The 24,334-nt window shown below is 43.2% G+C and carries 23 protein-coding genes; 9 read left to right on the top strand and 14 right to left on the bottom strand.

The features are described 5' to 3' along the window. The first annotated feature begins 54 nt into the window (after positions 1-54). Positions 55-1,029, top strand: coding sequence for an HTH-type transcriptional regulator CysB (gene cysB, locus ACYQ2C_RS09740; protein WP_460047912.1), 975 nt, complete (start codon positions 55-57; stop codon positions 1,027-1,029). Positions 1,030-1,188: 159 nt separating this feature from the next. Here cysB and ACYQ2C_RS09735 read toward each other — a convergent pair whose 3' ends face one another. Together ACYQ2C_RS09735 and ACYQ2C_RS09730 are read right to left on the bottom strand one after the other, a co-directional pair. Next, positions 1,189-1,470 (bottom strand): hypothetical protein, encoded by a 282-nt coding sequence (locus tag ACYQ2C_RS09735; protein ID WP_460101965.1) that lies wholly within the window; start codon positions 1,468-1,470, stop codon positions 1,189-1,191. A gap of 40 nt (positions 1,471-1,510) precedes the next feature. After that, on the bottom strand, positions 1,511-2,905 hold the full coding sequence (locus ACYQ2C_RS09730; protein ID WP_460101963.1) for an anthranilate synthase component I family protein: 1,395 nt from the start codon (positions 2,903-2,905) through the stop codon (positions 1,511-1,513). A gap of 161 nt (positions 2,906-3,066) precedes the next feature. On the opposite strand from ACYQ2C_RS09730, the gene ACYQ2C_RS09725 reads away from it, so the two are divergent. Beyond that, a complete protein-coding gene (locus ACYQ2C_RS09725) occupies positions 3,067-3,381 on the top strand; it encodes a Rieske (2Fe-2S) protein (protein ID WP_460047916.1) in 315 nt (104 codons plus the stop codon). A 3-nt stretch (positions 3,382-3,384) separates the two neighbouring features. Here the strand turns inward: ACYQ2C_RS09725 and ACYQ2C_RS09720 are convergent, their stop codons facing one another. From ACYQ2C_RS09720 to cspD, 8 genes are all read right to left on the bottom strand, one after another. Next, entirely contained in the window at positions 3,385-4,374 is a 990-nt protein-coding gene (locus ACYQ2C_RS09720) for a GNAT family N-acetyltransferase (RefSeq protein WP_460101960.1), read from the bottom strand. Positions 4,375-4,430: 56 nt separating this feature from the next. Continuing rightward, positions 4,431-5,645, bottom strand: a complete 1,215-nt coding sequence (locus ACYQ2C_RS09715) for a JmjC domain-containing protein (protein WP_460101958.1) — start codon at positions 5,643-5,645, stop codon at positions 4,431-4,433. A 33-nt stretch (positions 5,646-5,678) separates the two neighbouring features. Then, a complete protein-coding gene (purB, locus tag ACYQ2C_RS09710; RefSeq protein WP_460101956.1) occupies positions 5,679-7,043 on the bottom strand; it encodes an adenylosuccinate lyase in 1,365 nt (454 codons plus the stop codon). A 127-nt stretch (positions 7,044-7,170) separates the two neighbouring features. Further along, positions 7,171-7,803 (bottom strand): high frequency lysogenization protein HflD, encoded by a 633-nt coding sequence (hflD, locus tag ACYQ2C_RS09705; protein WP_460101954.1) that lies wholly within the window; start codon positions 7,801-7,803, stop codon positions 7,171-7,173. Positions 7,804-7,899: 96 nt separating this feature from the next. Further along, a complete protein-coding gene (mnmA, locus tag ACYQ2C_RS09700) occupies positions 7,900-9,036 on the bottom strand; it encodes a tRNA 2-thiouridine(34) synthase MnmA (RefSeq protein WP_460047923.1) in 1,137 nt (378 codons plus the stop codon). A 29-nt stretch (positions 9,037-9,065) separates the two neighbouring features. Beyond that, a complete protein-coding gene (locus ACYQ2C_RS09695; RefSeq protein ID WP_460101952.1) occupies positions 9,066-9,524 on the bottom strand; it encodes an NUDIX hydrolase in 459 nt (152 codons plus the stop codon). 41 nt (positions 9,525-9,565) lie between these two features. Then, entirely contained in the window at positions 9,566-10,120 is a 555-nt protein-coding gene (locus tag ACYQ2C_RS09690; protein ID WP_460101950.1) for a pseudouridine synthase, read from the bottom strand. Between the two features lie 298 nt (positions 10,121-10,418). Further along, on the bottom strand, positions 10,419-10,676 hold the full coding sequence (cspD, locus tag ACYQ2C_RS09685; protein WP_460047928.1) for a cold shock domain-containing protein CspD: 258 nt from the start codon (positions 10,674-10,676) through the stop codon (positions 10,419-10,421). Between the two features lie 274 nt (positions 10,677-10,950). On the opposite strand from cspD, the gene clpS reads away from it, so the two are divergent. Both clpS and clpA read left to right on the top strand, forming a co-directional pair. Further along, on the top strand, positions 10,951-11,316 hold the full coding sequence (gene clpS, locus ACYQ2C_RS09680) for an ATP-dependent Clp protease adapter ClpS (RefSeq protein WP_460048119.1): 366 nt from the start codon (positions 10,951-10,953) through the stop codon (positions 11,314-11,316). A gap of 30 nt (positions 11,317-11,346) precedes the next feature. Continuing rightward, entirely contained in the window at positions 11,347-13,620 is a 2,274-nt protein-coding gene (gene clpA / locus ACYQ2C_RS09675) for an ATP-dependent Clp protease ATP-binding subunit ClpA (protein ID WP_460047929.1), read from the top strand. 129 nt (positions 13,621-13,749) lie between these two features. Here the strand turns inward: clpA and infA are convergent, their stop codons facing one another. From infA to trxB, 4 genes are all read right to left on the bottom strand, one after another. Then, positions 13,750-13,968: a translation initiation factor IF-1 gene (gene infA, locus ACYQ2C_RS09670; protein ID WP_460047931.1), complete on the bottom strand. Its 219-nt coding sequence runs from the start codon at positions 13,966-13,968 to the stop codon at positions 13,750-13,752. A gap of 341 nt (positions 13,969-14,309) precedes the next feature. Further along, entirely contained in the window at positions 14,310-15,017 is a 708-nt protein-coding gene (locus ACYQ2C_RS09665) for an arginyltransferase (protein ID WP_460047932.1), read from the bottom strand. 46 nt (positions 15,018-15,063) lie between these two features. Then, complete coding sequence (aat, locus tag ACYQ2C_RS09660) at positions 15,064-15,753, bottom strand: leucyl/phenylalanyl-tRNA--protein transferase (protein WP_460047933.1); 690 nt, start codon at positions 15,751-15,753, stop codon at positions 15,064-15,066. Between the two features lie 428 nt (positions 15,754-16,181). Further along, entirely contained in the window at positions 16,182-17,129 is a 948-nt protein-coding gene (gene trxB, locus ACYQ2C_RS09655) for a thioredoxin-disulfide reductase (protein ID WP_460047935.1), read from the bottom strand. An 819-nt stretch (positions 17,130-17,948) separates the two neighbouring features. Between trxB and ACYQ2C_RS09650 the strand changes: the two genes are divergently transcribed. The 5 genes from ACYQ2C_RS09650 to serS all read left to right on the top strand — a co-directional run bounded on the left by ACYQ2C_RS09650 (position 17,949) and on the right by serS (position 24,254). After that, the gene (locus ACYQ2C_RS09650; protein ID WP_460101945.1) at positions 17,949-20,267 is read left to right on the top strand and encodes a DNA translocase FtsK; all 2,319 of its coding nucleotides are present in this window, start codon (positions 17,949-17,951) and stop codon (positions 20,265-20,267) included. 92 nt (positions 20,268-20,359) lie between these two features. After that, the gene (lolA, locus tag ACYQ2C_RS09645; protein WP_460101943.1) at positions 20,360-21,082 is read left to right on the top strand and encodes an outer membrane lipoprotein chaperone LolA; all 723 of its coding nucleotides are present in this window, start codon (positions 20,360-20,362) and stop codon (positions 21,080-21,082) included. 19 nt (positions 21,083-21,101) lie between these two features. After that, positions 21,102-22,442 carry a replication-associated recombination protein A gene (locus ACYQ2C_RS09640; RefSeq protein ID WP_460101941.1) on the top strand — a complete coding sequence of 447 codons (1,341 nt, stop codon included), beginning with the start codon at positions 21,102-21,104 and terminating at the stop codon, positions 22,440-22,442. Positions 22,443-22,484: 42 nt separating this feature from the next. Next, the gene (gene crcB / locus ACYQ2C_RS09635; protein WP_460047942.1) at positions 22,485-22,865 is read left to right on the top strand and encodes a fluoride efflux transporter CrcB; all 381 of its coding nucleotides are present in this window, start codon (positions 22,485-22,487) and stop codon (positions 22,863-22,865) included. A gap of 111 nt (positions 22,866-22,976) precedes the next feature. Continuing rightward, positions 22,977-24,254, top strand: coding sequence for a serine--tRNA ligase (gene serS, locus ACYQ2C_RS09630; protein WP_460101939.1), 1,278 nt, complete (start codon positions 22,977-22,979; stop codon positions 24,252-24,254). Positions 24,255-24,334 lie beyond the last annotated feature (80 nt).

Below are 24,334 nucleotides of genomic sequence, written 5' to 3'. Positions count from 1 at the left end.
TATATTTTTATAATCATAACTTTACGCAGATCAATCCGCCATTTGGGAGGGCTTATGAAACTGCAGCAGTTAAGATATATCTGGGAGGTCGCTCATCATGATCTCAATGTATCTGCAACGGCGCAAAGCTTGTATACATCTCAACCTGGAATTAGTAAGCAAATCAGGTTGTTAGAGGATGAGTTGGGCGTCGAAGTCTTTTCTCGTAGCGGTAAACATTTAACTCGCATAACTCCTGCCGGTGAAGCTATTTTAAAAACGGCTGGGGAAATCCTCCGAAAAGTTGAGGGGATTAAGCAAGTTGCACAAGAGTTTAGTAACGAAAGGAAAGGAAGTCTTTCTATAGCAACAACTCACACTCAGGCGCGTTATGCTCTACCTAAGGTTATTGGTAACTTTATTCATCAATATCCTGAGGTCTCTCTGCATATGCATCAGGGTACGCCCATGCAAATTTCAGAGATGGCCGCTGATGGCACCGTTGATTTTGCCATCGCGACTGAAGCATTAGAGCTGTTTAGTGATTTGGTCATGATGCCTTGTTATCAATGGAACCGTGGCATTGTAGTACCTAAAGATCATCCACTGACTCAAGTTTCTAATTTAACGCTTGAAGATGTGGCGAAACATCCAATTGTTACCTACGTGTTCGGTTTCACCGGTCGTTCTAAGTTGGATGAAGCGTTTATTGATCGCGGATTAGCACCGAAAGTTGTATTCACCGCTGCTGATGCAGACGTTATCAAAACTTATGTCCGTTTAGGTCTTGGTATCGGTATCATCGCTTCGATGGCTTATGATCCAGAATTAGATTCAGACTTGGTTTGCATTGATGCTCGACACCTCTTTCAGCCAAGTACTACCAAGCTTGGATTCCGTCGTGGAACCTTCTTGCGTGGATTTATGTTTGAATTTATCGAGTTATTTGCGCCACATTTGACTAAAAATATAGTTGAAGAGGCGTTTAATCGTCAGTCAAAAGCTGAGCTTGATGAATTGTTTGAGCATATAGAGCTTCCGTACATTTAATGTATCGAGAAGTTTTTATAAGCAACTAGCCTTTCTAAAAAAGAGTGAAACGGACTTCACTCCTTGTCAGTTTTAGCGATTACTTCTTAATTTTCCAATAATTGTCTAAGTCCCCGAGCGCTGATTGTTTCTCAGCAACTTCATTTCTAAATTAATAGTTTAAGACTTCATTGGCTCCAATACTTCTTTTGCAAATTTAATATAAATTGTATGCACTTCCGGCTCACTGCCGTCTTTATAAACCACAAAAAAAGGCGCTCTTGCGACATCCAGTTCTTTAGCGAGCTGCATTCCCGCGCTTTCTGGATCGCGCTCATCGGCTACAATTATTTCATCAATTAAATGAGTTAATTCACTTTTTTCGAGCTTTTCCAAAACCTCACCGCATTTTTTACAAGGTGAGCCGTCAGCTAAGATCTTCTTTACCATGACTATTTTCATATCAAACCTATTTAATATCGTTAAGCCGTTTATGTTCTCTTTAAGATTTATTGGTATTGTGCATAAAGTCGTTTAATCCATCAATTAAACGCTGAATTTTCGTAAGCGACTCCGAATATTCCGCACCTGGCGTGGAATCGGCGACAATTCCGCCGCCTCCAGCGATAGACATTGTCTGGTTAAAACCGGTAATGGTTCGAATTGCAATATTGGTATCAAAATCACCGGAAGCGCTTAAGTAGCCAATTGAGCCACAATAAAGCTCTCTGGGTGCTGCTTCTAATTCGGCAATTATTTCACAGGCCCTTTTCTTGGGTGCTCCGGTGATTGATCCACCAGGGAAGCAATCTTTGAAAACTTCTAGCCCGTGTGCATTGGTAATATGGGCGCTGATAAGACTTTCTAAATGGTGAACATTGGCGTAACTTTTTAGCGAATAGAGTTCATTCACGATCACAGAATTGCGAATAGCATTCTTTGAAAGATCGTTGCGCAGTAAGTCTACAATCATTAAGTTTTCAGCTTGATCTTTGGCGCTCGATTTTAATTCTTGAGCATTTTGAAGGTCGATATCCGGGTCGGTGCTCCGAGGTCTTGTGCCTTTAATGGGTTTAGTCAGATAAAAATCACCGGTTTTTTTTAGAAATGTCTCTGGAGAAAAGCTTAAAATTTCTACGCCTGCAAACTTGCCGTAGCAGCTGTAAGGCGCGGGCATTATTTCTCGTAATTTGCGATAAGCCCAATAAGAATTTCCTCTAAACTTAGATGCAAAAGTTTGTGTGAGGTTTGCTTGGTATATATCTCCGTCGGTAATATGATTTTTTACTTGCGTAAACGCGTTGAGATATTGGTCGTAATTCCAGAGGGCTTCAAAACCGTCTAATTCAAAGGGACAGTCTTCATAGTGCAAGTCAGTTGAACTAATCTTTTCATCGACCTTATTGGCCAGTTTCTGGGTATATTGTGAGATGCATTTTCGTATGGAATCTTCTATACCCGCATCTAGCGAATCCAATTTCGAAAAAAATGCCTTCTTTTCGTAGTGATCGAAGACAAACGAGTAATTAAAATAAGCCCAAAAGTATTTAGGAATTCCTAAAACCGAAGGTTTATGGTTTGTTACGGAGAGTTGTTCAATTCCTGCTTCGTAACTGAAATAACCCATAAAGCCGTGGGTAAATGGCAATTGGGTGTCTTCACAAGATATGGTTGATATCTTCAAAAACTCTTGGCGCAAATGTTCGAAAGGGGACTTCTCCTGGTTGTTGTTATCTGGCGAGACGGAGAACACCGGTGTCGCTGAGAGAATGTCGTAGCGCTCGTTTGAAAAATGCGGCCAGCCACTGTCAAGCCAAACTGCCCCTGGAAGTGTTTGAATTTGGTCAAATAGAAGCTCTACGGAAGGGCTATATGGTATTTCTACAGTCGTTAGCAACTTTGACTCGCTCGAAATAAAAAGCTGGCATTATAGTTAGGCTCAGGCTAATGACAATGTTTGCTAGTATTTAGTATTGGGCGTTTTTCACCCTTCGAATCATTCAGCGAGCGATTCTAGCGTGTTCAGCCATTTTGTGGTCAGTCTTTCGGAGCGTACTTGTGTTTAAACCATTAGAAAAGCTGCATCGCTTATACGATGGCTACATGGCCGCACATAAAATTGATAATCTTGATGTTTTACTGATTCAGTATGATGGCAAGATCTACGGATTCAAAAATAACTGCCCGCATCAAAACGTACCTTTAACCTATGGAACTCTAGAAAACGGCAACATTCGATGCCCATTGCATGGTTTTGAGTTTCGGCTGCGGGACGGACGACCTGTAATGGGGGCTTGCGCTGCGTTAGAGTCGGTAGATCTCGTTTATAATGGCAATGTAGTTGGTGTCGATTATCAAGTGGATGATCGTTAATTGTTAGAGGTTCAACTCTTTAAAGTCTGGATGAGCGAACGATCGCGCATCCCAAATGCGATAGAATTCTTCTCTTAGCAGCTCTTTTTTAGCATTACTCAATCGAGTTTGAATGCCGGTGAGCTGTTCACCATCCAAATGAATTTCCACCGAATTCTGCGCATTTGTAATGATGAGCGCCGAGAAATCGTTTTGATCGGTATTTAAGCATTTGAGCTTCAACTTGCTTGGTAGTCGTCGCGAAAGATCAATAAGGCTTCGTATCAGTGTAGCTCCTGAATCGTAAGAACCGATTACGATTTTTACTTCTGAATCGGTGTTAGTAAGCAGTTTTGTTTTCAACGCTTCAAGAAATTGGTGTGACGACACAAGGCGTAATAAGGCTGTAGAGCAGGTGATCATGAGCTCTGCGCGGGATTGCTCAAGACAATTTAACAGGGCGGCTTCGCTGTCTTGGGTTGACTTTAGCGCGCGTCTTAGTGGTTGAGGTTCTGGAGAGTAATTTGTCTCAGAGGATTCATTGGTGTTTGCTTGAGTGACAAAGAAGCTCGCTAACGCAAATTTCATGTGTTTATGGGGAATATTTGCATCCATAAACACTTCGCCTTCACAGGCGTATCCCAATGATTCGTAAAAGCCAATTGCGCTTGTTTGTGCATCGAGTTTGGGTGTTTGACCCTTTTCCAAAACTGCTTGGGTGCAAAACTCCATGAGTTTTTGGCCGACGCCTAATCCACGGAAGTTTTTGACAATGGCAACGCGACCAATTTTTCCCTCTGGGGAAATCCGAGCGCAACCAATGGCTTCAATGTGGTTCTTTGAGCGAACAATCACCTGGGTGTATAGATGATCTTTGCCATCAAGTTCATCTTGCTCAGATACACCTTGCTCTTCGATAAAAACTTCACGCCGAATCGCGCACAATTCAGATTCAGATTTTTCCCAATTCGTGATTTCTACAGAAATATCATTCTTCGAAAGAAAGCTGTTCATAGTTATGTTGGCAATTTGGTGTAAGTTAACCGTAGATCGTAATTAGAACAGTACGATTACGACTGTACGAGAAGTAACTCTTTTTCGATCAGCAGCTCAAGTAAGGCATAGGTATTAATTTGCTGTTGAGTATCTCCCATTTCGGCTATTTTTTGCAGTGAGCCGGATGAGAATTGCAAATTACTTGAAAGCGCCTTTGCAAGTTCAATATGACAAAGAAATTCTCTGCCATCAATGAATAAAAGGGCGGTTTCTTGGGATTTCGGGAAGTAAGCTGTTCGAATTCCGGGGCAAAATTCAAAGGCTTTTTCTTTTACTAGCCTCTTAACGGTATTTGCGTTCAGTTCGCACGACGGCGTGGACTGGGACCAAGGGCATAAGTCTTCGTACTTGCTTTCAGTCATGTATCGTCCAAACCAAGATGCCAGCGCCTCCGGGTTGGAGATAATCGATACGAGTTGCTGTTGTATATTTTCAATTGTCGCAACAGAAATCTCGCCGCAATTATTCAGTTGCTCGGTATTTTTCCGAGAGTCGGAATAACGATAATTGCTGGGTAGTGTGTTGCAGAGTTCGCCACTGAAGTGGGAAAGAATTTCGCTATAGCTCGGTGCTCGAAACCCTACAGATATTGTCGTGCATTCGCCTTGGGCAATTCCCCAATGGGCTTTACCGGCGGGAATATAGAGGAGGTCACCGGGGTTTGCTAAAAATTCAGCTTCGGTCTTAAAGTGTCTAATTTGATTGAGAGGTGAGCCTTCCACTTTCTCTGTACTGTCGTCGCATTGTTGTCCAATTCGCCACAGTCTTTCTCCTTCTAATTGAATGAGAAAAACGTCGTAGTAATCGAAATGCGGACCTACACCACCTTGGTCTGTGGCGTAGCTGATCATAATGTCGTCAATTCGCCAATTGGGTAAAAAGCGAAAGCGCGATAAAAATTCTGTGTATTCAGGAGCCCAAAAGTCTACGGCTTGAACAAGCAGTGTCCAATGTGATTCAGGTAGAGTTGTAAAGTCTGATTCTAAAAATGGGCCGTGTTTTAAGGTCCATTGGTTTTCGGGATTGGAGTCTTGTTTTGATTCGATAATCAAACGAGATTCGACGTCTTCCTCAAGGGACAATCCGGCTAGTTCGTCCGCAGGAAATTCCGGCAGAGAGTCTTTAAAGCATTCAGAGACAAATAAGTATTTTCTCTGCCAGTGATGTTTTAGGAACTCATCAATACTAAGCTCGCCCAGGTTCTTCAAAATTTCGTTACTCGAAGTCATAGCGAGCTTAGCTTCCTAGGTTGATGTAAGTTGTTAAATGTTTTTGGCTTGTTCGGCTGCACTACCAACGTAAGTTTGTGGTGTTAGTGCTTTAAGCTCGGTTTTCGCTTGGTCTGGTATTTCAAGGGTATCAATGAAAGCTCTGATGCTGTCTTTGCTGATATCTTGGCCGCGAGTCAATTCTTTAAGTTTTTCGTAGGCGTTTTCGACTTGATAACGACGCATCACCGTTTGAATTGGTTCGGCGAGTACTTCCCAGCTGGATTCGAGATCTTGATCCAATCGCGCGCGATTGATTTCGAGTTTTCCTAAACCTTTCAAAACGGATTCGTAGGCAATAAAGCTATAGCCAAAACCGACGCCCATATTTCGTAATACGGTGGAGTCGGTCAAATCTCTCTGCCAGCGTGAAATCGGCAATTTGCTGCCTAGATGAGCAAATAAGGCATTGGCGATGCCAAGGTTTCCTTCTGAATTTTCGAAATCAATCGGATTAACCTTATGCGGCATGGTTGACGAGCCAATCTCGCCGGCAATGGTCTTTTGTTTGAAGTAGCCTAGTGAAATGTAGCCCCAAATATCGCGATTGAAATCAATCAAAATGGTGTTAAATCGGCTGATTGCATCAAATAACTCAGCAATATAATCGTGAGGTTCGATCTGAGTTGTGTATGGATTCCAAGTAAGTCCTAAATCGGTAATGAAGCTTGAGGCATTGTCTGCCCAATCGATATCCGGATAAGCACTAAGATGCGCATTATAGTTACCTACCGCGCCGTTGATTTTGCCTAAAAGTTCAACACTTTCTATCTGCTTCACCTGACGATTGAGTCGGTAAACAACATTGGCGATTTCTTTACCTACCGTAGTAGGCGAAGCCGTTTGCCCATGAGTGCGAGAAAGCATTGGGTCGTTGGCAAATTCAATGGCAAGAGACTTGAGGGTAGTAATGATTTTAGCCGTGTAGCTCATTAAAGCTTCACGACCTTGCTTGAGCATCAAACCGTGTGAAAGGTTGTTGATGTCTTCAGAGGTACAAGCAAAGTGAACAAATTCGCTGATAGCTTCTAATTCAGCATTACCCTTGAACTGGTTCTTTATAAAGTATTCAACAGCTTTTACATCGTGATTGGTGGTGCGCTCGATGGTTTTGATTTCTTGCGCGTCTTGTTCGCTAAAGTTTGCAACTATATTGTTAAGTAGCGCTTGAGTGTTCTCTGAGAACTCCGGCACCTCAGTAATTTGTGGGTGCCCAGCGAGCTTTTGCAGCCAGCGAATTTCTACTTCAACTCTACATTTGATCAGCCCATATTCACTGAAAACGTCTCGTAAAGATTGAGTCTTCGAACCGTAACGTCCGTCGATAGGGGTAACTGCTGTGAGTTGAGAAAGCTCCATAGTTTAAACCGTTGCTGTGGATGTAAAAGTGAACCGATTAATGACTGATATTCCTCAAATATTAGCCATAACCACCGAAAAAGCGCGCGATAATACCCGAAATTTTAGTATTTGTGGGAAACTTTGGTCACTTTTCGTTTCGCACAGATTGGTGCAGTAGATCGGCCGCAGTGATAATTTTGCTTCGGTTGAGTATCAGATTTATACGGGAGCCGCCAACTTGTCGCCAGAGCGTTACTGATCTGACGCCTGCCAGTAGCAGGGCACGGATGTGGTTTGCAATACGAGCCTGTTGAAGATAATCGTAAGAACCTCGAATTTGAATTCGAAATGTAAAAGTACTGAGTGTATCTGCATAGATATCGGCTAGATTGGCTAGGATATTGTCATGCATAACATCAAAATGTTCTAGCTGGGCTCTACAGCGCTCGATTCTCTGGGCGATAACGCTGAGCATGGCATTATTCCCGGCCAGTTTTTTCTGCAAATGGAGCAAACTCAACGTATAGCGCATGCTATCGGAATAGTTGGGGGTGTTCAGTTTTTCGAGCATTTGCACCAACATGTTTAGACCGAGCTCTAAATCTTGAACCTGGTTATACACATCGATTGTGCTTTTAGGGGAGGTTTTGAATATGCTGTTTATTAAAACGCGCGCATTGCCTGCTGTGGTTGTGCCGTGTTTTGCCAGCTGTTCTACCATCGCGACAGATTGAAGGGTCGCGGCTAAAGCAATAGTTTGTGATTCGATATCTGCCATTGACTCTTCGATAAATAATTACACCAACCCCACAGTCGCTGCAGAATTTTTGCAACATGTGAAGCGTGTTTTAGGTGACTGCAATTCGATTAACATTTAACGGTTATAACCGGCTTCAATTACGGCTCCGCCCAGACAAATTTCCCCATGATAAAAAACCACCGATTGGCCTGGAGTGATCGCTCTTTGGGGTTCGTCAAAATGTATTGTTAACGTTTCGTTACCGTCGTTGTTAGATGCATTGATTGTAACGGTTGCCATTTGATCGGGTTGGCGATATCGAGTCTTAACCTGGGCTCGAAACTCCTTGGTTTCAGGGAAGTTCTTGTTTATCCAACAAATTTGCGAAGCTTTAAGAGAGTCTTTAAACAACAGTGGGTGATTTTTACCCTGCACAACGACCAACTGATTGTTGTTGAGATCTTTTTCGGCAACATACCAAGGTTGTTCCGGAGCACCTTTAACTCCGCCGATTCCTAAGCCTTGTCGCTGTCCTAGCGTGTGATACATCAGACCTGCATGCTCGCCAAGAATATTGCCATGATCGTCAATAATTTCTCCTGGCTGAGCGGGCAAATATTGTTCTAAGAAATCCTTGAAACGGCGTTCGCCAATAAAGCAGATGCCGGTGCTGTCTTTTTTGTTGTGGGTAACCAAATCGTGCTTTTCAGCAAGGGCGCGAACATCGGGCTTTTCCATTTCGCCTATGGGAAACAAGCTGGTGGCGAACTCGTCTTCACCTACCGCGTGAACGAAATAACTTTGGTCTTTATTGTTATCCAGTCCTTTTAACAGGTAAGTATGGCCATCAATGTCTTTGCGGCGAACGTAATGACCGGTCGCGATTAGTGAAGCGCCTAGCGCTTGTGCGTATTCTAAAAAGACTTTGAATTTAATTTCGCGGTTACAAAGAATGTCGGGATTAGGTGTGCGGCCTGCTTGGTATTCGGCCAAAAAATGCTCAAAAACATTATCCCAATATTCGGCGGCAAAATTTGCCGTATGTAAAGGAATACCTAGCTTGTCGCAGACTTTTTCGGCATCGGCCAAATCCGCCTTTGCAGTACAATACTCGGTACCGTCGTCCTCATCCCAATTCTTCATAAACAAACCTTCAACCTGGTAGCCCTGTTGTTGAAGAAGTAACGCCGCTACGGAGGAGTCTACACCGCCAGACATGCCGACGATTACTTTGTTTGCTTGGGAGTTAGATGCGGTTGTAAGGGTATCCATTGAGCCAAATATGATAGTTGTTTGGTGAATTAAACAGCGCTTAGATAAGTCACGAGTGTTGCCGGGAATATGTTGCCTTTAAGGTAGTTTTCAATAGATTTTATAATCATTGGGCTACGCAACATTTCCTGTTTTTGTTGGATTTCGTTCAGTGTCATCCAGTGTGCGGCGATGATACCTGTATCCAATGTAAAAGGCTCGCGTTTGTGAATTGGCGTTGCGCAAAAAGTGTTTCTAACGTAGGTCACACCGTTACTGGCTTTAAATATGCAAACACCCAAAAAGCCGGTTATGTCAACCTCCCAGCCAGTTTCTTCGAGCGTCTCGCGCTTGGCTGCGGCAATCAGGCTCTCATTGGCTTCTAAATGTCCGGCGGGTTGGTTAAATCGGGTTTCGCCGTTAATCTGTTCTTCAACAATCAGAAATTGATTTTGCTGCGAGACAACGGTGGCGACCGTGACGTGAGGGTTAAATTCTCTGGAGTTCATAACGGATATTTATGGATAAATGCAGTAGAGTTGAAGATTAATTATGCCCGAGGCAAAAACACATTTTCTTTGCGAATTTGACCAACCGCGATGTCATTGAGCGCCCAAGTGCCAATTCGAGCACGAATTAAACGTAACGTTGGATGGCCTACGGCAGCGGTCATTCGGCGAACTTGCCGATTTCGGCCTTCTGTAATGGTGAGTTCAATCCAAGAGGTTGTGTCGTTATTTCTTTGGCGAATGGGAGGGTCTCTTGGCCATACGTTTTCGGGCTCATAGAGCCGAGCTTTTGCCGGTTTTGTTTTTCCGTCATTGAGCGTTACCCCTCGTCTTAATTTAGTCAATGCAATCTCATCAGGAATGCCTTCAACCTGCACCCAATAGGTTTTTGGCAGTTTAAATTTGGGGTTGGCAATTTGATTCTGTAACGCGCCATCGTTGGTCAACAGAAGTAAACCTTCAGAGTCAAAATCGAGACGACCGGCCGGATAAAAATCTTTTTCTGAAATGTAGTTACTTAACGTAGGGCGGTTTTCTTTGTCGGTAAACTGACTCAAAACCCCATAGGGTTTATTAAACAAAATTATATTGGGCATTCGCTGGCCTAGAGCTAAGACATTTATAGTGGCATTGTAACTGCTACATTGTATCTGCTAAGAGGCTTTTTCTCAGGTTTGGCGGTAAAAAAATGGCAGGTATTACTATGACCGAGAAATGTAAAAATTTGTGTGATATGAGTTTTTTACAATTTGAAGAGTAGGTAATTTGAAAGTTTAATGAGCGGTACTACTTGATCCACTCATTAAATTTTTGTGACGCAATAGCGCTTTGAGAACGTGTCGCTCACAGTTGTAGACAAGTTGAATGGTTTTGTCAGTTGTTGGTGAATGGTGTTTAGTTTAATAAAGCCATAGGGGGACTTTCAGACTCGTTAGAACTAATTTTAAACGATTTGGGTTCAATACCGACGGCATGCATACCTTTATCGCCTTTAACAACATCAAAGTTGACTTGTTGGCCGGCTTTTAAGGTTTTATAACCATCCATTGTAATTGCAGAATAGTGAGCGAATAGTTCGTCACCACCGTTGTCTGGAAGGATAAATCCATAACCTTTGGCATTATTGAACCACTTGACGGTACCTGATTGCATAGCAGATTTCCTATTTTATGGGTATAAGCCATGAGCTGATGCATGAACTTAAAATTGTTATTTTTTTATTAGGCCCAATATTTTTATTATAAAAATGCTTTGTGCGGAGATATTGGATAATGCGCTTTTGATAATAAAGCGCATGGATATACTCATATGAAATTTAATAAATTGTCAAGTCCAATTGGTTGATCCTAATTGAGACTTCACTTATCTTGTAGTTAGAATCGGGGAGCAGAACTCTTTGAATCCGTGCAAAAAGGTTTGGGGTAATATGGATTATCATCGACTAACATTAAACAGTAGTGACAGCGATGATGTAGCAGGAGGCCGAGATGAAGGCTTGGCCGTTGCGGAACAAAAGCCGCAACTTAAGCGTCCTTCTATGTATAAAGTAATCATGCTTAACGATGATTACACTCCCATGGAGTTCGTCGTAGAAGTGTTAGAGACATTTTTTTCAATGCATCGTGAGCAAGCGACACAAATCATGCTCAAGGTTCATACGAACGGAAGCGCAGTATGTGGTGTCTTTACAAAAGATATTGCCGAAACGAAAGCTGCGCAGGTAAACCAGTACGCTCGGGAAAACCAACATCCGTTATTGTGTGAGATTGCTGCCGCTGAAGACGATGAATAATTTTTAGGTGTATCAGTTGAGGTCGAAAAAATGTTAAGCAAGGACTTAGAAGTTACACTGAATCAAGCTTTCAAAGGTGCTCGAACAAAACGTCATGAATTCATGACTGTTGAGCATTTATTGTTAGCGTTGATTGATAACGAGGCCGCAGCTTCCGTACTGAAAGCTTGTGGTGCAGATCTCAACAATTTACGCAAGGAGTTAATCGAGTTTGTCGATTCTACAACACCCCTTATCCCTGAAGATGATACCGAGCGTGAAACACAGCCAACGTTAGGTTTTCAACGTGTTCTGCAGCGTGCCGTTTTTCATGTTCAATCTTCAGGCCGCAAAGAGGTTACTGGAGCCAATGTTCTTGTCGCTATATTCAGCGAACAAGAAAGCCAAGCCGTTTATTATCTAAAACAGCAAAATATCGCCCGTATTGACGTGGTCAACTTTATCACTCATGGCATCTCTAAAGTGGGTGGCCAAAGCGAGCACAATCTCGATAGCAACCAAGAATCCATAGATGAAGAGTCTATAGCGTCTGGGGAATCCTCGGCGAGCAGTCCTCTCGATTCCTACGCAACAAATCTAAACGAAGAAGCGCTTCAAGGGCGTATCGATCCATTGGTTGGTCGTGATGATGAAGTTGAGCGTGTAGCGCAAGTTCTCGTTCGTCGTCGCAAAAATAACCCATTGTTGGTGGGTGAATCCGGCGTGGGTAAAACCGCCATCGCCGAAGGCTTAGCAAAACGTATTGTTGATGGCGATGTTCCCGACGTATTGCTTGAGAGCGTTGTTTATTCCCTAGATATGGGATCTTTACTCGCGGGTACAAAATATCGCGGCGATTTCGAAAAGCGTTTCAAGGGTTTGCTTGCTCAACTTAAAAAGAAAGAGAAAGCAATTCTGTTCATTGACGAGATTCACACCATCATTGGCGCTGGGGCAGCATCGGGCGGTGTTATGGACGCTTCGAACCTACTCAAGCCTTTGTTAACGTCGGGTGACATTCGCTGCATCGGTTCGACAACGTTCCAAGAATATCGCGGCATTTTTGATAAAGATCGTGCTTTATCAAGACGCTTCCAAAAAATTGATGTTAACGAACCAAGTGTCGAAGATACCTATCAAATTTTGAAAGGTCTCAAAACGCGATTCGAAGAACATCACAGCCTTAAATATACCGATGCCGCGCTCAGAGCTGCCTCTGAGCTCGCGTCTAAATACATCACCGATCGCTTTATGCCCGATAAAGCCATTGATGTTATTGATGAGGCTGGTGCTTATCAGCAATTGCAACCGCTCAACAAAAGACGTCGTCAGATTGGTACCGCCGATATTGAAAAAATCGTTGCTAAAATTGCTCGAATTCCACCCAAAAGTGTTTCATCGAGCGACAAAGAACTTCTTCAAAAACTGGATGAGCAACTCAAGCTTACCGTGTTTGGGCAAAATGATGCTATTGAAGCTTTATCGACCGCTATCAAGTTGTCACGTGCGGGTTTGAACTCACCGGATAAGCCAGTAGGTTCTTTCCTATTTGCTGGTCCAACGGGGGTTGGTAAAACGGAGCTATGTCGTCAATTAGCGTCTGCAATGGGTATTGAGCTGCTTCGATTCGATATGTCTGAGTATATGGAACGACACACCGTTTCGCGTTTAATTGGTGCTCCTCCAGGTTATGTGGGTTTCGACCAAGGTGGTTTGTTAACCGAAGCGGTTACCAAGCATCCACATTGTGTTGTTCTTCTTGATGAGATTGAGAAGGCGCATCCAGAAGTATTCAATTTACTGCTTCAGGTAATGGATCACGGTACTTTAACGGATAACAATGGCCGTAAAGCTGATTTCCGTAATGTTGTGTTGATCATGACAACCAATGCTGGCGCAGAAGATATGAGCCGTGCTTCTATTGGATTCTCAAAACAAGATCACTCAACCGACGGTATGGAAGCAATCAAGAAGCTGTTTACTCCTGAGTTCCGTAACCGATTAGATGCCATTATTCAATTTGGCGCGCTTACTCTTGAGGTTATCAAAACGGTGGTTGATAAGTTTTTGGTTGAGCTCCAAGCGCAGCTTGATGAAAAGCATGTGGTTCTTAACGTAGACGAAGATGCTCGTGAATGGCTGGCAGTTCACGGTTATGACGAAAAATTAGGTGCAAGACCTATGGCTCGTTTGATCAAAGAAAAGCTGAAAAAACCATTGGCCGAAATGGTTTTATTTGGCGATTTGTCTACCGGCGGTTCGGTGGATATATCAATCGAAAACGACGACATTCATATTGCGGTGGAAGCACCAGAGTTGGTTTAACACCAACTCTGTACGTGCAGTTCAACATTATAAAGTATTAGCTTTTTTGATGTTGAGCTGCACATTGTATGTGCGACTTCTTGATAGTATGTGAATACGAGGGTATTTACAGAAGAGAAGGGCAGCTGATTATCTGGCTCGGTAGGTGATTCTTGCTTTGCTCAGATCGTATGGAGTCAATTCTACTTTTACTTTATCGCCAGTAAGGATACGAATGTAGTTTTTGCGCATTTTTCCCGAAATGTGTGCAATCACCATATGGCCATTTTCCAACTTGACTCGAAAGGTAGTGTTTGGGAGCGTGTCTACTACTTCACCTTCCATTTCAATGTTGTCTTCTTTCGCCATTAAAACTATTCCTCATTGTATATACAGAATGACGCAAACCGCTCTCGTAGCAGCCGGTCGTTAAATAGGCGTGAATTGTGCCTTATTCCTAGGTTAAGTCAAATCTTTATCCATAAAAACCAACAATTGATGTAAAAATATATTTTTACATCAATAAAATTTTATCGAATTCCTCGCAGCGCAATGCCGTTATATAAATTCTAGGTAATAAATAATTTGGTTTGATTGTTTTGTAACCATGATAGAAGGGTGACATTAATGGCTCGCTCAGATAAAACTGCATTTACTGAATGTTAAATAACAGCAAATTACTGAGTTAATTGGGTGTGTAATTTTTAATCTCAGTAATCGCGAATCCAGCGGCCATCAATGTAAGATTCCAACGGCTTAAACTTAGATTTATAGGTCATTTTGGTACAATTTTTAATCCAATAACCTAAATACACTGCATGTAGCCCAAGCTCTTCAGCAAGTTGAATTTGAGTCAATATTGCGAAGGTTCCTAAGCTTCTTGACTGTAACTCCGGATCAAAAAAGGTATAGACCGCAGAAATTCCAGTCTCTAATTCATCAATAACAGCAACCGCTATTAGTGTGCTTTCTAGATAAAACTCTATAAATCGAGTTAATCCCCATTCCGAGGTGAGAAACGTGCTGTATTGTGCTCGACTTGGAGGATACATATCTCCATCGGCATGACGTTCGTTGATGTATTTCTCGTAAAGTTGGTAATGCTTTTTAGCATCAATCGAATTGACTACTTTAAAGGTGATATCGGAGTTTAATTTAAGGCAGCGCTTTTGTTGGCGATTTGGTGTGAATTCTTTGACGGGTATACGAACCGGTATACACGCAGAACAAAACGCACATTGTGGTCGATATAGGTGTTGGCCGCTGCGTCTAAATCCAATTTCCGAGAGCCGACTGTATATTTCTCGGTTAATTTCCGCATCTGGATCAACAAATACGGTCGTTGCTATTTCATCTTGTAAATAGCTGCACTTATGAGGATGTGTAGTGAACAGTTTTAAGTTAGCCAGATTCGTCACCCAATAAGATACGTTACTTAATAATACCCAACCTAACGTTTATACATTAGTTTAGACTACCGGGTTTTGGTGGTTGAGAAAAGTCATGATTCGCATTAAGTATGCTCTCGAATTCCGCTCTTCTTATCTCGGTTGCGCCTAGTGAAAGCAGGTGATTTGAACGAACCTGGCAATCGATAAGTTGGTAATCTAACTCGGCTAATCGCTTGGCAAGAGTTATAAAACCGAGCTTAGAAGTATTTGGCTCCAAACTGAACATAGACTCGCCATAAAATACTTTATTAATAGCTAGCCCATAAAGCCCTCCAACCAGTTTATTGTCACGCCAAACTTCTACACTTTTGCCAAAACCAAGCCTGTGAAGTGCGCAATACGCCTCTCTTAATTCGTCGGTAATCCAAGTTCCTTCAAACTGCCTGCGAGTTTCTCCACACAGGTAAATAACCTCGTCAAAATTTTGGTTGAAAGATACGTGATAATCACCTTTGCGAGCTAATTTCTTCATGCTCTTGGATTCATGCACCTGTTTTGGAAATACCACACAACGTGGATCAGGGCTCCACCAGAGCACCGGCTCGTCTTCACTAAACCATGGAAAAATTCCTCGGCAATAAGCTTCTAAAACTTTTTCCGCCGATAATTCCCCGCCAGCGGCTAATAACCCATTAGGGTTTCTTAACGCTTTGGATGTATTTGGAAACGGGGAATCTTCATCGAGCCAAGGAATATTGATCATTTAACGTAAGCAAACCAAAAAGAATAAAAGACATACTGTAAGCTAAAACAATTATTACAGGACTATTTTCTTTATAGATTAAGTTCTTATTCGTGGATTTTCAGTATGTTTAGTACCGAAAAGAACAATTTTTAAGATGAGAGGCTATTGAACCAAGGTAGGAGAGAGAGAATTGTTCGGTACAAAGCTTAAGCAGGGCGAGATTTAAACCTCGTCTTGCTTGAGTTCGGTAGTGTGGAACTACTTTAGGAACCTCTGATTAACTCATCCATGATTTAATCAGAGGGAAGACATTGAAAATGTGATTTCCAATGTCTTCACAATTTCAATCACTTACCGTTCTTGAAATTGGCGACACATCCTTGTGTCGCGAGAAACTCTAGGTTAATCAGAGTTTCCTTTAGTATAAAACTACATAATTTTAAGAGTTAAAGATCGTCTAGGTATTTCTCAACGTCTAGCGCGGCCTGACAGCCGGCGCCAGCAGAGGTAATAGCTTGACGATAAACTTGGTCAGCAACGTCACCGGCGGCAAATACACCAGGAATGCTGGTGCTGGTTGCAAATCCTTCGGTGCCGCTCTTAACGTTAAGGTAGCCGTTGGTCATTTCAAGTTGGCCGCGGAAAATATCGGTATTTGGTTTGTGGCCAATGGCGATGAATACACCAGATACTTCGATATCTTTAGTAGATGAGCCGGTAGTGCTCTTTAGACGCAAACCAGTAACGCCTTTCTCATCACCAAGCACTTCTTCTAAAGTTGAGTTCCACTCAAACTTAATATTGCCAGACTTAGCTTTTGCGTAAATTTTGTCTTGCAAAATTTTCTCTGAACGAAGTGAGTCACGACGGTGAATCAAAGTAACTTCTTTACAGATGTTTGATAGATACAAGGCTTCTTCCACAGCTGTGTTACCACCGCCGATCACCGCAACTTTTTGATCACGATAGAAGAATCCGTCACAGGTTGCGCAGGCACTAACGCCACGGCCAGCAAAAGCCTCTTCGGAAGGAAGACCGAGATACTGAGCAGATGCACCAGTACAGATGATTAATGCATCACAGGTGTATGTATCTGAGCCTTTTAACACAAATGGGCGAACCATTAGGTTTGCTTCTTCAATATGATCAAAGATCATTTCTGTATTGAATCGCTCGGCGTGGGCTTGCATTTCCATCATTAAATCTGGACCTTGCAAGTCGTGGCGACCACCTGGCCAGTTTTCAACTTCGGTGGTGGTGGTTAACTGTCCGCCTTGCTGCATACCAGTAATCACCACGGGATTAAGGTTTGCTCGAGCAGCGTAAATGGCTGCGGTATAACCAGCAGGACCGGAACCTAAAATAATCAGCTTGTGGTGTTTTACTTCGCTCATAATCTATCCTAGTTCAGCAAATTTAGTAGCTTTGGCACCCTGAAATGAGTGCCGAATTTAAATCAGTCAGAGGTCTTAGTTAGACAACAACTGACGTTTCAACGATCTGTTTTCAGGTTAAGCAAATATTTTTTGCTTAAAAATTAATCGTAATCAGAAAAAGTTAGACTGAGTTTCGATTGTTAAACGTTGATTATCTAAAAATCTATACAATGAGATATAATATATAGATCAACAAGTTATTCGGTTTATCAAGAAATTAGTTTAAATACAGATATCAATATTAAAACCTAAAAAAAGCCAATTTATGGGCACTGTATATACTCTAAAAGCAATTTGTTTGTTCAATCAAAAATGCGACTTTCTTAATAAATCCAAACTATAGCAACTGTCAGAAAGTAGGTTGAGTTATTTCAAAAACACAAGAAAAACCGTCTGGTCAATATATTCTACCCGTCTTTATAGCTTTTACTATCAAACACGGTCAGTTGATTGACAAAATAATAAGTTAATCGAGATTAATCAGCAAAATAATCTTGCTTAATAAATGACATAAGTGTTAACAATCAAACTTTCTTGCTTAATTGTTTTTGATTAACTTTGACCACCATGAGTCGCCCAAACTGTGATTTACCAACGTTATTTACCGATGAACTCTGTGCTTTCAAGAGACTCTCTTTAAGCGTGAAAAACAAGGTTCCTATCGCCAGTCTTGACCAGCAACTTAAGAATACTCATCTGGCAAATCACATTTCATGCCGATTTTTATTGATTTAACAGGGAATTAGGATATTGAGTTCCGAAACAGACGCACAGCCAATGACAGCATCCAAATCTGGAGAGGTTCTCTCGCGGTTGATAAAAGAGGGAATTTTGATCGCATGCGTGGCTTTAAGCCTCTTTTTGTTGCTTGCCTTGGCGACCTACAAGAATACTGATCCAGGATGGTCCAGCACGGGTGCGGGCGGTGCCGTGGCTAATGCCGCCGGTGCCATCGGGGCTTGGGTTGCTGATGTGCTGTTCTCAATTTTTGGTTATACCGCATTTCTTTTCCCAATTCTTATTGCGTTAAGGGCCGTTAAAGTCTTCATTACTCGCAATACCGACGGTTTAAACTTTGATGGATTGTTATTTGCGCTGAGATTTATTGGCTTTGTGCTGGTAATGATTTCGGGTACGGCTTTGGTATCTCTGAAGTTTGGTCTAGAAGCCAGCAATTTGCCTTTCTCAAACGGTGGTATTTTAGGCGCTGCTGTAGCCGAATCCATCGAAAGTGCTTTCAGTTTCACCGGTGGTATGGTGATTTTGTTAGCGCTATTTTTATTTGGTATCACCATTTTTACCGATCTTTCATGGATTCGTCTTATGGATAGAATCGGTGCGGGCGTGTTGTCTTTGATTCAATCGATCAAAACACGGCGTGATAGAAAGAAGAAAGATAAACAAGAGTTGGTTATAGCCCGTGAGGCTGCTTTTGAACGTTTGCAAAGCCGTAAACAAAAAGAACTGCTCTTGCAAAAAAGTGAACCCGTTGAGATTTCTATGCCAACAAAGCCGGTTAAACGGAGCGAGCGTGTAGAAAAAGAAAAACAAACCAAACTCTTTGACGCACCAGTGGAAGGCGAACTGCCACCTATAAACTTGCTTGATCCCGCCAACGAAAAGGACAGACGTGGCTTCTCTCAGGAATCCCTAGAGGCCATGAGTCGTATGCTTGAGCTTAAACTGCAAGATTTCGGTATCTCAGCCGAAGTTGTAGCGGTTATGCCCGGGCCGGTGGTTACTCGATTTGAATTGCAACCGGCTGCTGGAGTTAAAGCAAGCCGAATTACCAACTTAGCGAAAGATCTTGCGCGCTCGTTGGCGGTAATCAGCGTTCGTGTAGTTGAAGTCATTCCCGGAAAATCCGTAGTTGGTATCGAAATTCCTAATGAGCATCGTCAAATGGTGCGCTTGAGCGAAGTTCTTGCTTCAGAAGAATACGACAAATCCAAATCGGCTCTTACCCTGGCGTTGGGTCACGATATCGCGGGCGAACCGGTGATTGCCGATCTCGCTAAAATGCCGCATCTGTTGGTTGCGGGTACGACAGGTTCTGGTAAGTCGGTGGGTGTGAATGCAATGCTGCTGAGCTTGCTGTTCAAATCAACTCCCGAGCAGGTTCGGCTTATTTTGGTCGATCCTAAAATGCTGGAGCTGTCGGTTTACGAAGGTATTCCTCATCTATTAACTCCCGTAATTACCGATATGAACGATGCCGCAAACGGTTTGCGTTGGTGCGTTGGTGAAATGGAACGCCGTTATAAGTTGATGGCAACCATGGGGGTGCGCAACCTCGCTGGTTTTAACCGCAAGATTGAAGATGCCATCAAAGCCGGTGAGCCTATCAAAGACCCTTTGTTTGTTCCTGAAGAGAATTACGAAGCGGGTGCCGAGCAAGCAACAGCCCCAGATCTAGAAACCTTGCCGTTTATTGTTGTTGTGATCGACGAATTTGCCGACATGATGATGATCGTCGGTAAAAAAGTGGAGCAGTTGATCGCGCGAATCGCTCAAAAAGCTCGTGCAGCGGGAATTCATTTGATTCTGGCAACGCAACGGCCATCGGTGGACGTTATCACAGGTTTGATTAAGGCCAACGTTCCAACACGAATGGCCTTCCAAGTATCTTCTAAAATCGACTCTCGAACCATTCTTGATCAGGGTGGGGCAGAGCAGTTATTAGGTCATGGTGACATGCTGTATTTGCCGCCGGGCAGTGGTGTTCCTGTGCGTGTCCACGGTGCCTTCGTTGATGATCACGAAGTTCATAATGTGGTAGAAGATTGGAAGCGCCGTGGTGAGCCTAACTATCTCGATGAAATTGTTGATGAAAGCACTAACTCAATTCCAGTGCCGGGGCTGCCTACCGAAGGCGAAGATGGCGCTGCCGATGAGTCTGACCCTCTGTACGATGAAGCGCTGGAGTTTGTTACCCAAACGAGAAAAGCTTCTATCTCTTCCGTTCAACGTAAGCTGCGCATCGGCTACAATCGTGCCGCTCGTCTTATTGAGACCATGGAGGCCTCTGGTGTTGTCAGTGAGCCGGAAACCAATGGCAGTCGACGGGTTTTAGCGCCTCCACCACCCAGACAATAGAGCTTTATTACTTCAATAAAAGTAATTTCGCCAAATGCACGGTCTATGGATAACGTAACCACGCACCGTTATCTATTTAGGTAAGATAATTAATGAAACACACACAAACATGGCTTGTTGCGACGTTTACGTTGTTAACAAGTGGCGCAATGGTTGTGGCCCAAGAGTCGCAAGTTGCTCAAAATCCTCAAGTAGCTCAAAATTTAACGATCGTACAAGAAGCGAACGTTGCAGCTGTTGATGTTGACCAAAACCTCATCAGCAGCTTGAAAGCTCTATTGACGCCTCTTGCGAATTCAAAGGGAAAATTCGAGCAATCGTTGTATGATCAAACCGGTCAGCTCATTCAAGACTCTTCAGGTAACTATGCGTTAAAGCAACCGGGTAAGTTTCGCTGGGACACGTTAGAGCCATTCCCGCAGGTTTTGGTAAGCAATGGTGAAACCATTTGGTTGTACGATCCTGATCTAGACCAGGTAACCATTAAGCCTTTTTCAGCACAGGCCGATCAGTTACCGATTCGTATTATTAGCGGCGACTATTCTGTGTTAGAAAACGAATTTGACGTTCGCTTAAATACCAAGCCTTCCTCAAATGGTGAGCAAACGTTTGTGTTAACGCCGAAAACTTCCGGGCAAATTTTGAGAGTCGAGTTAAGATTTGGCGCTAATAACATCGAGTCAATGTCGGTTGTTGAATCGGGAAATACACGCACCGAGTTTGTATTCAAAAACACGCAGCCATTAAGTGGGAAAGAGCCGACCAGTTTTGAGTTTATTGTGCCCGAAAATGCCGATGTGTTTTACGATAACTAACGTATTGTCGCGTTAATGTATGAATAATTCACTGTTCCCCGAAAGCACATCTCATCAACCTTTGGCAGCACGTATGCGGCCAAGAAATTTTGATGAATATGTTGGGCAGCAACATTTATTGGCTAAAGGGCGGCCTCTAAGACAAGCTATCGAGTCTGATCGGCTGCACTCCATGATATTTTGGGGCCCGCCGGGTGTTGGCAAAACCTCCTTGGCACGCACGATTGCGGAGTTAACCAAGGCTCGATTTGAGACAATTTCCGCGGTTCTCGCAGGCGTTAAAGAAATTCGAGCCAGTGTGGATATTGCCAAGCAGCATCTCGCTCAAACCGGTCGTCGTACCGTGGTTTTTGTTGACGAAGTGCATCGTTTTAATAAATCTCAGCAAGATGCCTTTTTACCTCATGTAGAAGACGGCACCATTTGCTTTATAGGCGCTACCACCGAAAACCCTTCGTTTGAAATCAATAATGCACTCTTGTCACGATGCCGGGTTTATAAACTAAAACAGTTAGAAGAGACTGATCTGCTCTCATTGGTAAAGGCAGCGCTAACCGATTCCGAACGTGGCCTGGGTGAGTTACATCTCACGATTAGTGATGAAGCCCTAGCGTTATTGCTTTATACGGCCTCCGGCGATGCAAGAAAATCTCTTAATTTACTAGAGATGAGCGTCGATTTATTAGCGCAAGATACCTCTACCATTGACGTAGATGTTATGGCCGAAGTGGTAAGCAGCGATGTTCGTCATTTCGACAAGGGCGGTGATCTCTTTTATGAACAAATTTCCGCGTTGCATAAATCGGTTCGAGGCAGTTCTCCCGATGCCGCTTTGTATTGGTGCCTAAGAATGCTCGACGGTGGTTGCGATCCGCTGTATATCGCGCGCAGAGTTGTGCGCATGGCAACGGAAGATGTTGGCAACGCTGACCCGCGTGCGTTGGAAATCGCGTTAAACGCTTGGATGACGCAAGAGCGACTTGGCAGCCCAGAAGGCGAGTTAGCCATTGCGCAATCGGTGGTTTACATGGCTTGCGCACCAAAAAGTAATGCAGTTTACAAAGCCTTTAATGAATGTCGAGCCGCGATTGCCTCCCAGCCCAGCTATGATGTGCCCATCCATTTACGAAACGCACCGACCAAATTAATGAAAAATCTGGGTTACGGCGAAGAGTATCGCTACGCCCACGATGAGCCCGGCGCATACGCTGCCGGTGAGAATTATTTCCCCGAAGAACTTGCCGATTCTGAGTTTTATCATCCAACCGACCGTGGTCTTGAACAAAAAATCAGCGAAAAACTCAAGTTTTTACGCACGCAAGACGCAGCAAGTTCCCGCAAACGCTATAGAAACAGGTAAACTAGCGCCCTTGTAATTAAACGATAAGTTACCGAGATTGTTATGTGGCAGTGGTTTGCAGTGGCCTTAGGTGGTGCTTTGGGGGCGAGTGTGCGATTTGGTGTCTCTACCTATTTGTTACCCGTTCAACCCGATAAATTTCCTTGGGCTACCTTTGCCGTAAACATTGTCGGCTGCTTTTTGATTGGTGTGCTTTACACCCTGATCGTTGAAAAACAACTTTGGTCTCATCAGTGGCGGATTATTCTCATCACTGGTTTTTTGGGCGCTTTAACGACTTTTTCGACCTTCTCAATCGAATCGGTGCAATTGTACTTGCGAGGCTACACACTCTTGGCGATCGCTAATACGGTCTTTACAATGCTCGGCTGTTTAACAGCGGCAGCGTGTGGCTTGCATGTTTCTAGTCGTTGGTTGGGATGATCGATCCGTTAATCGTAACGCCGAAACCTATTTAATTGCTCATGCTCTGGTTTAAACCAACGTTTATTACCAGAGATACAACATTCAATTTATAAGTCGAACACAACTTTTATGCTTGATGCAAAATACGTAAGAACCAACCCCGAAGAGGTTGCGGAAAAACTAAAAAAACGCAATTTTAACCTTGATGTTGAATTGGTTAAAAAGCTCGAAGCCGAACGTCGCGAAATTCAGGTTAAAACGGAATCGCTCCAGCAAGAACGTAACGCCAGAGCGAAATCAATCGGCAAGGCAAAAGCTGCCGGTGAAGATATAGCGCCATTACTTGCAGCCGTTGATCAGCTAAAGGCAGACCATGCTGCGGCAGAGCTAGAGCTTAACGATATTCAAGCTAAACTCGACGAAATTCTATTTTCCATTCCCAACATTCCTGATGCAGAAGTACCAGAAGGCAAGAGCGAAGACGACAACGTTGAAATTCGTCGTTGGGGTGTGCCTAAAACATTCGACTTTGAACCAAAAGATCATCTCGATTTAGGTACATCGTTAGGTCAGATGGATATGGAATGTGCGGCCAAGCTCACGGGTTCTCGTTTTGCTGTAATGAAAGGCGACATTGCACGTCTGCATCGCGCTTTAATTCAATTTATGATTAACACTCATATTGAAGAACATGGTTACCAAGAAGCATACGTACCATTTATGGTCAATCGTGACTCATTATTTGGCACGGGTCAGCTGCCCAAATTTGAAGAAGATCTATTTAAACTTACCGATGAGCGTGAGTTTTATATGATTCCAACCGCGGAAGTACCATTAACCAACATGGTCCGCGATGAAATCGTTGATGAAGCTAGCTTACCGTTAAAGTTTGTCTGTCACTCACCCTGTTTTCGCAGTGAAGCGGGCGCCTACGGTCGTGATACTCGCGGCATGATCCGTCAGCATCAGTTTGAAAAAGTCGAAATGGTTAAAATCGTTAAACCTGAAGATTCAGAACAAGAGCTCGAATCATTAGTGGCAAACGCAGAAACCATCTTGCAAAAATTGGAATTACCCTACCGTACGGTAATCTTGTGTGGTGGCGATATCGGTTTCTCGGCGGCGCGTACCTACGACATTGAAGTGTGGTTGCCTTCACAACAAAAATATCGCGAAATTTCTTCTTGCAGCAATGTAAGAGATTTCCAAGCGCGCCGCATGAAAGCTCGATACAGAAACAAAGAAACCGGCAAACCGGAGTTTCTGCATACACTTAATGGTTCTGGTTTGGCGGCAGGCCGTGCATTAATTGCGGTAATGGAAAACTACCAAACTGAAACCGGTGCGATTGAAATTCCAAAAGTACTGCAACCCTACATGGGCGGCAAAACCATTATTGAAGCCTAGTATTTGAAACCTAACATTCGAAACCTAGCATTTAATGATAAAAAACTCTGATTAATCCGAGTTTTCTGCGACACAAGGAT

It is taken from the genome of Sessilibacter sp. MAH3, from assembly GCF_054658275.1.
Note: the sequence above shows the minus strand (reverse complement) of the source record. Positions and strands in the feature narration are given on the sequence as shown.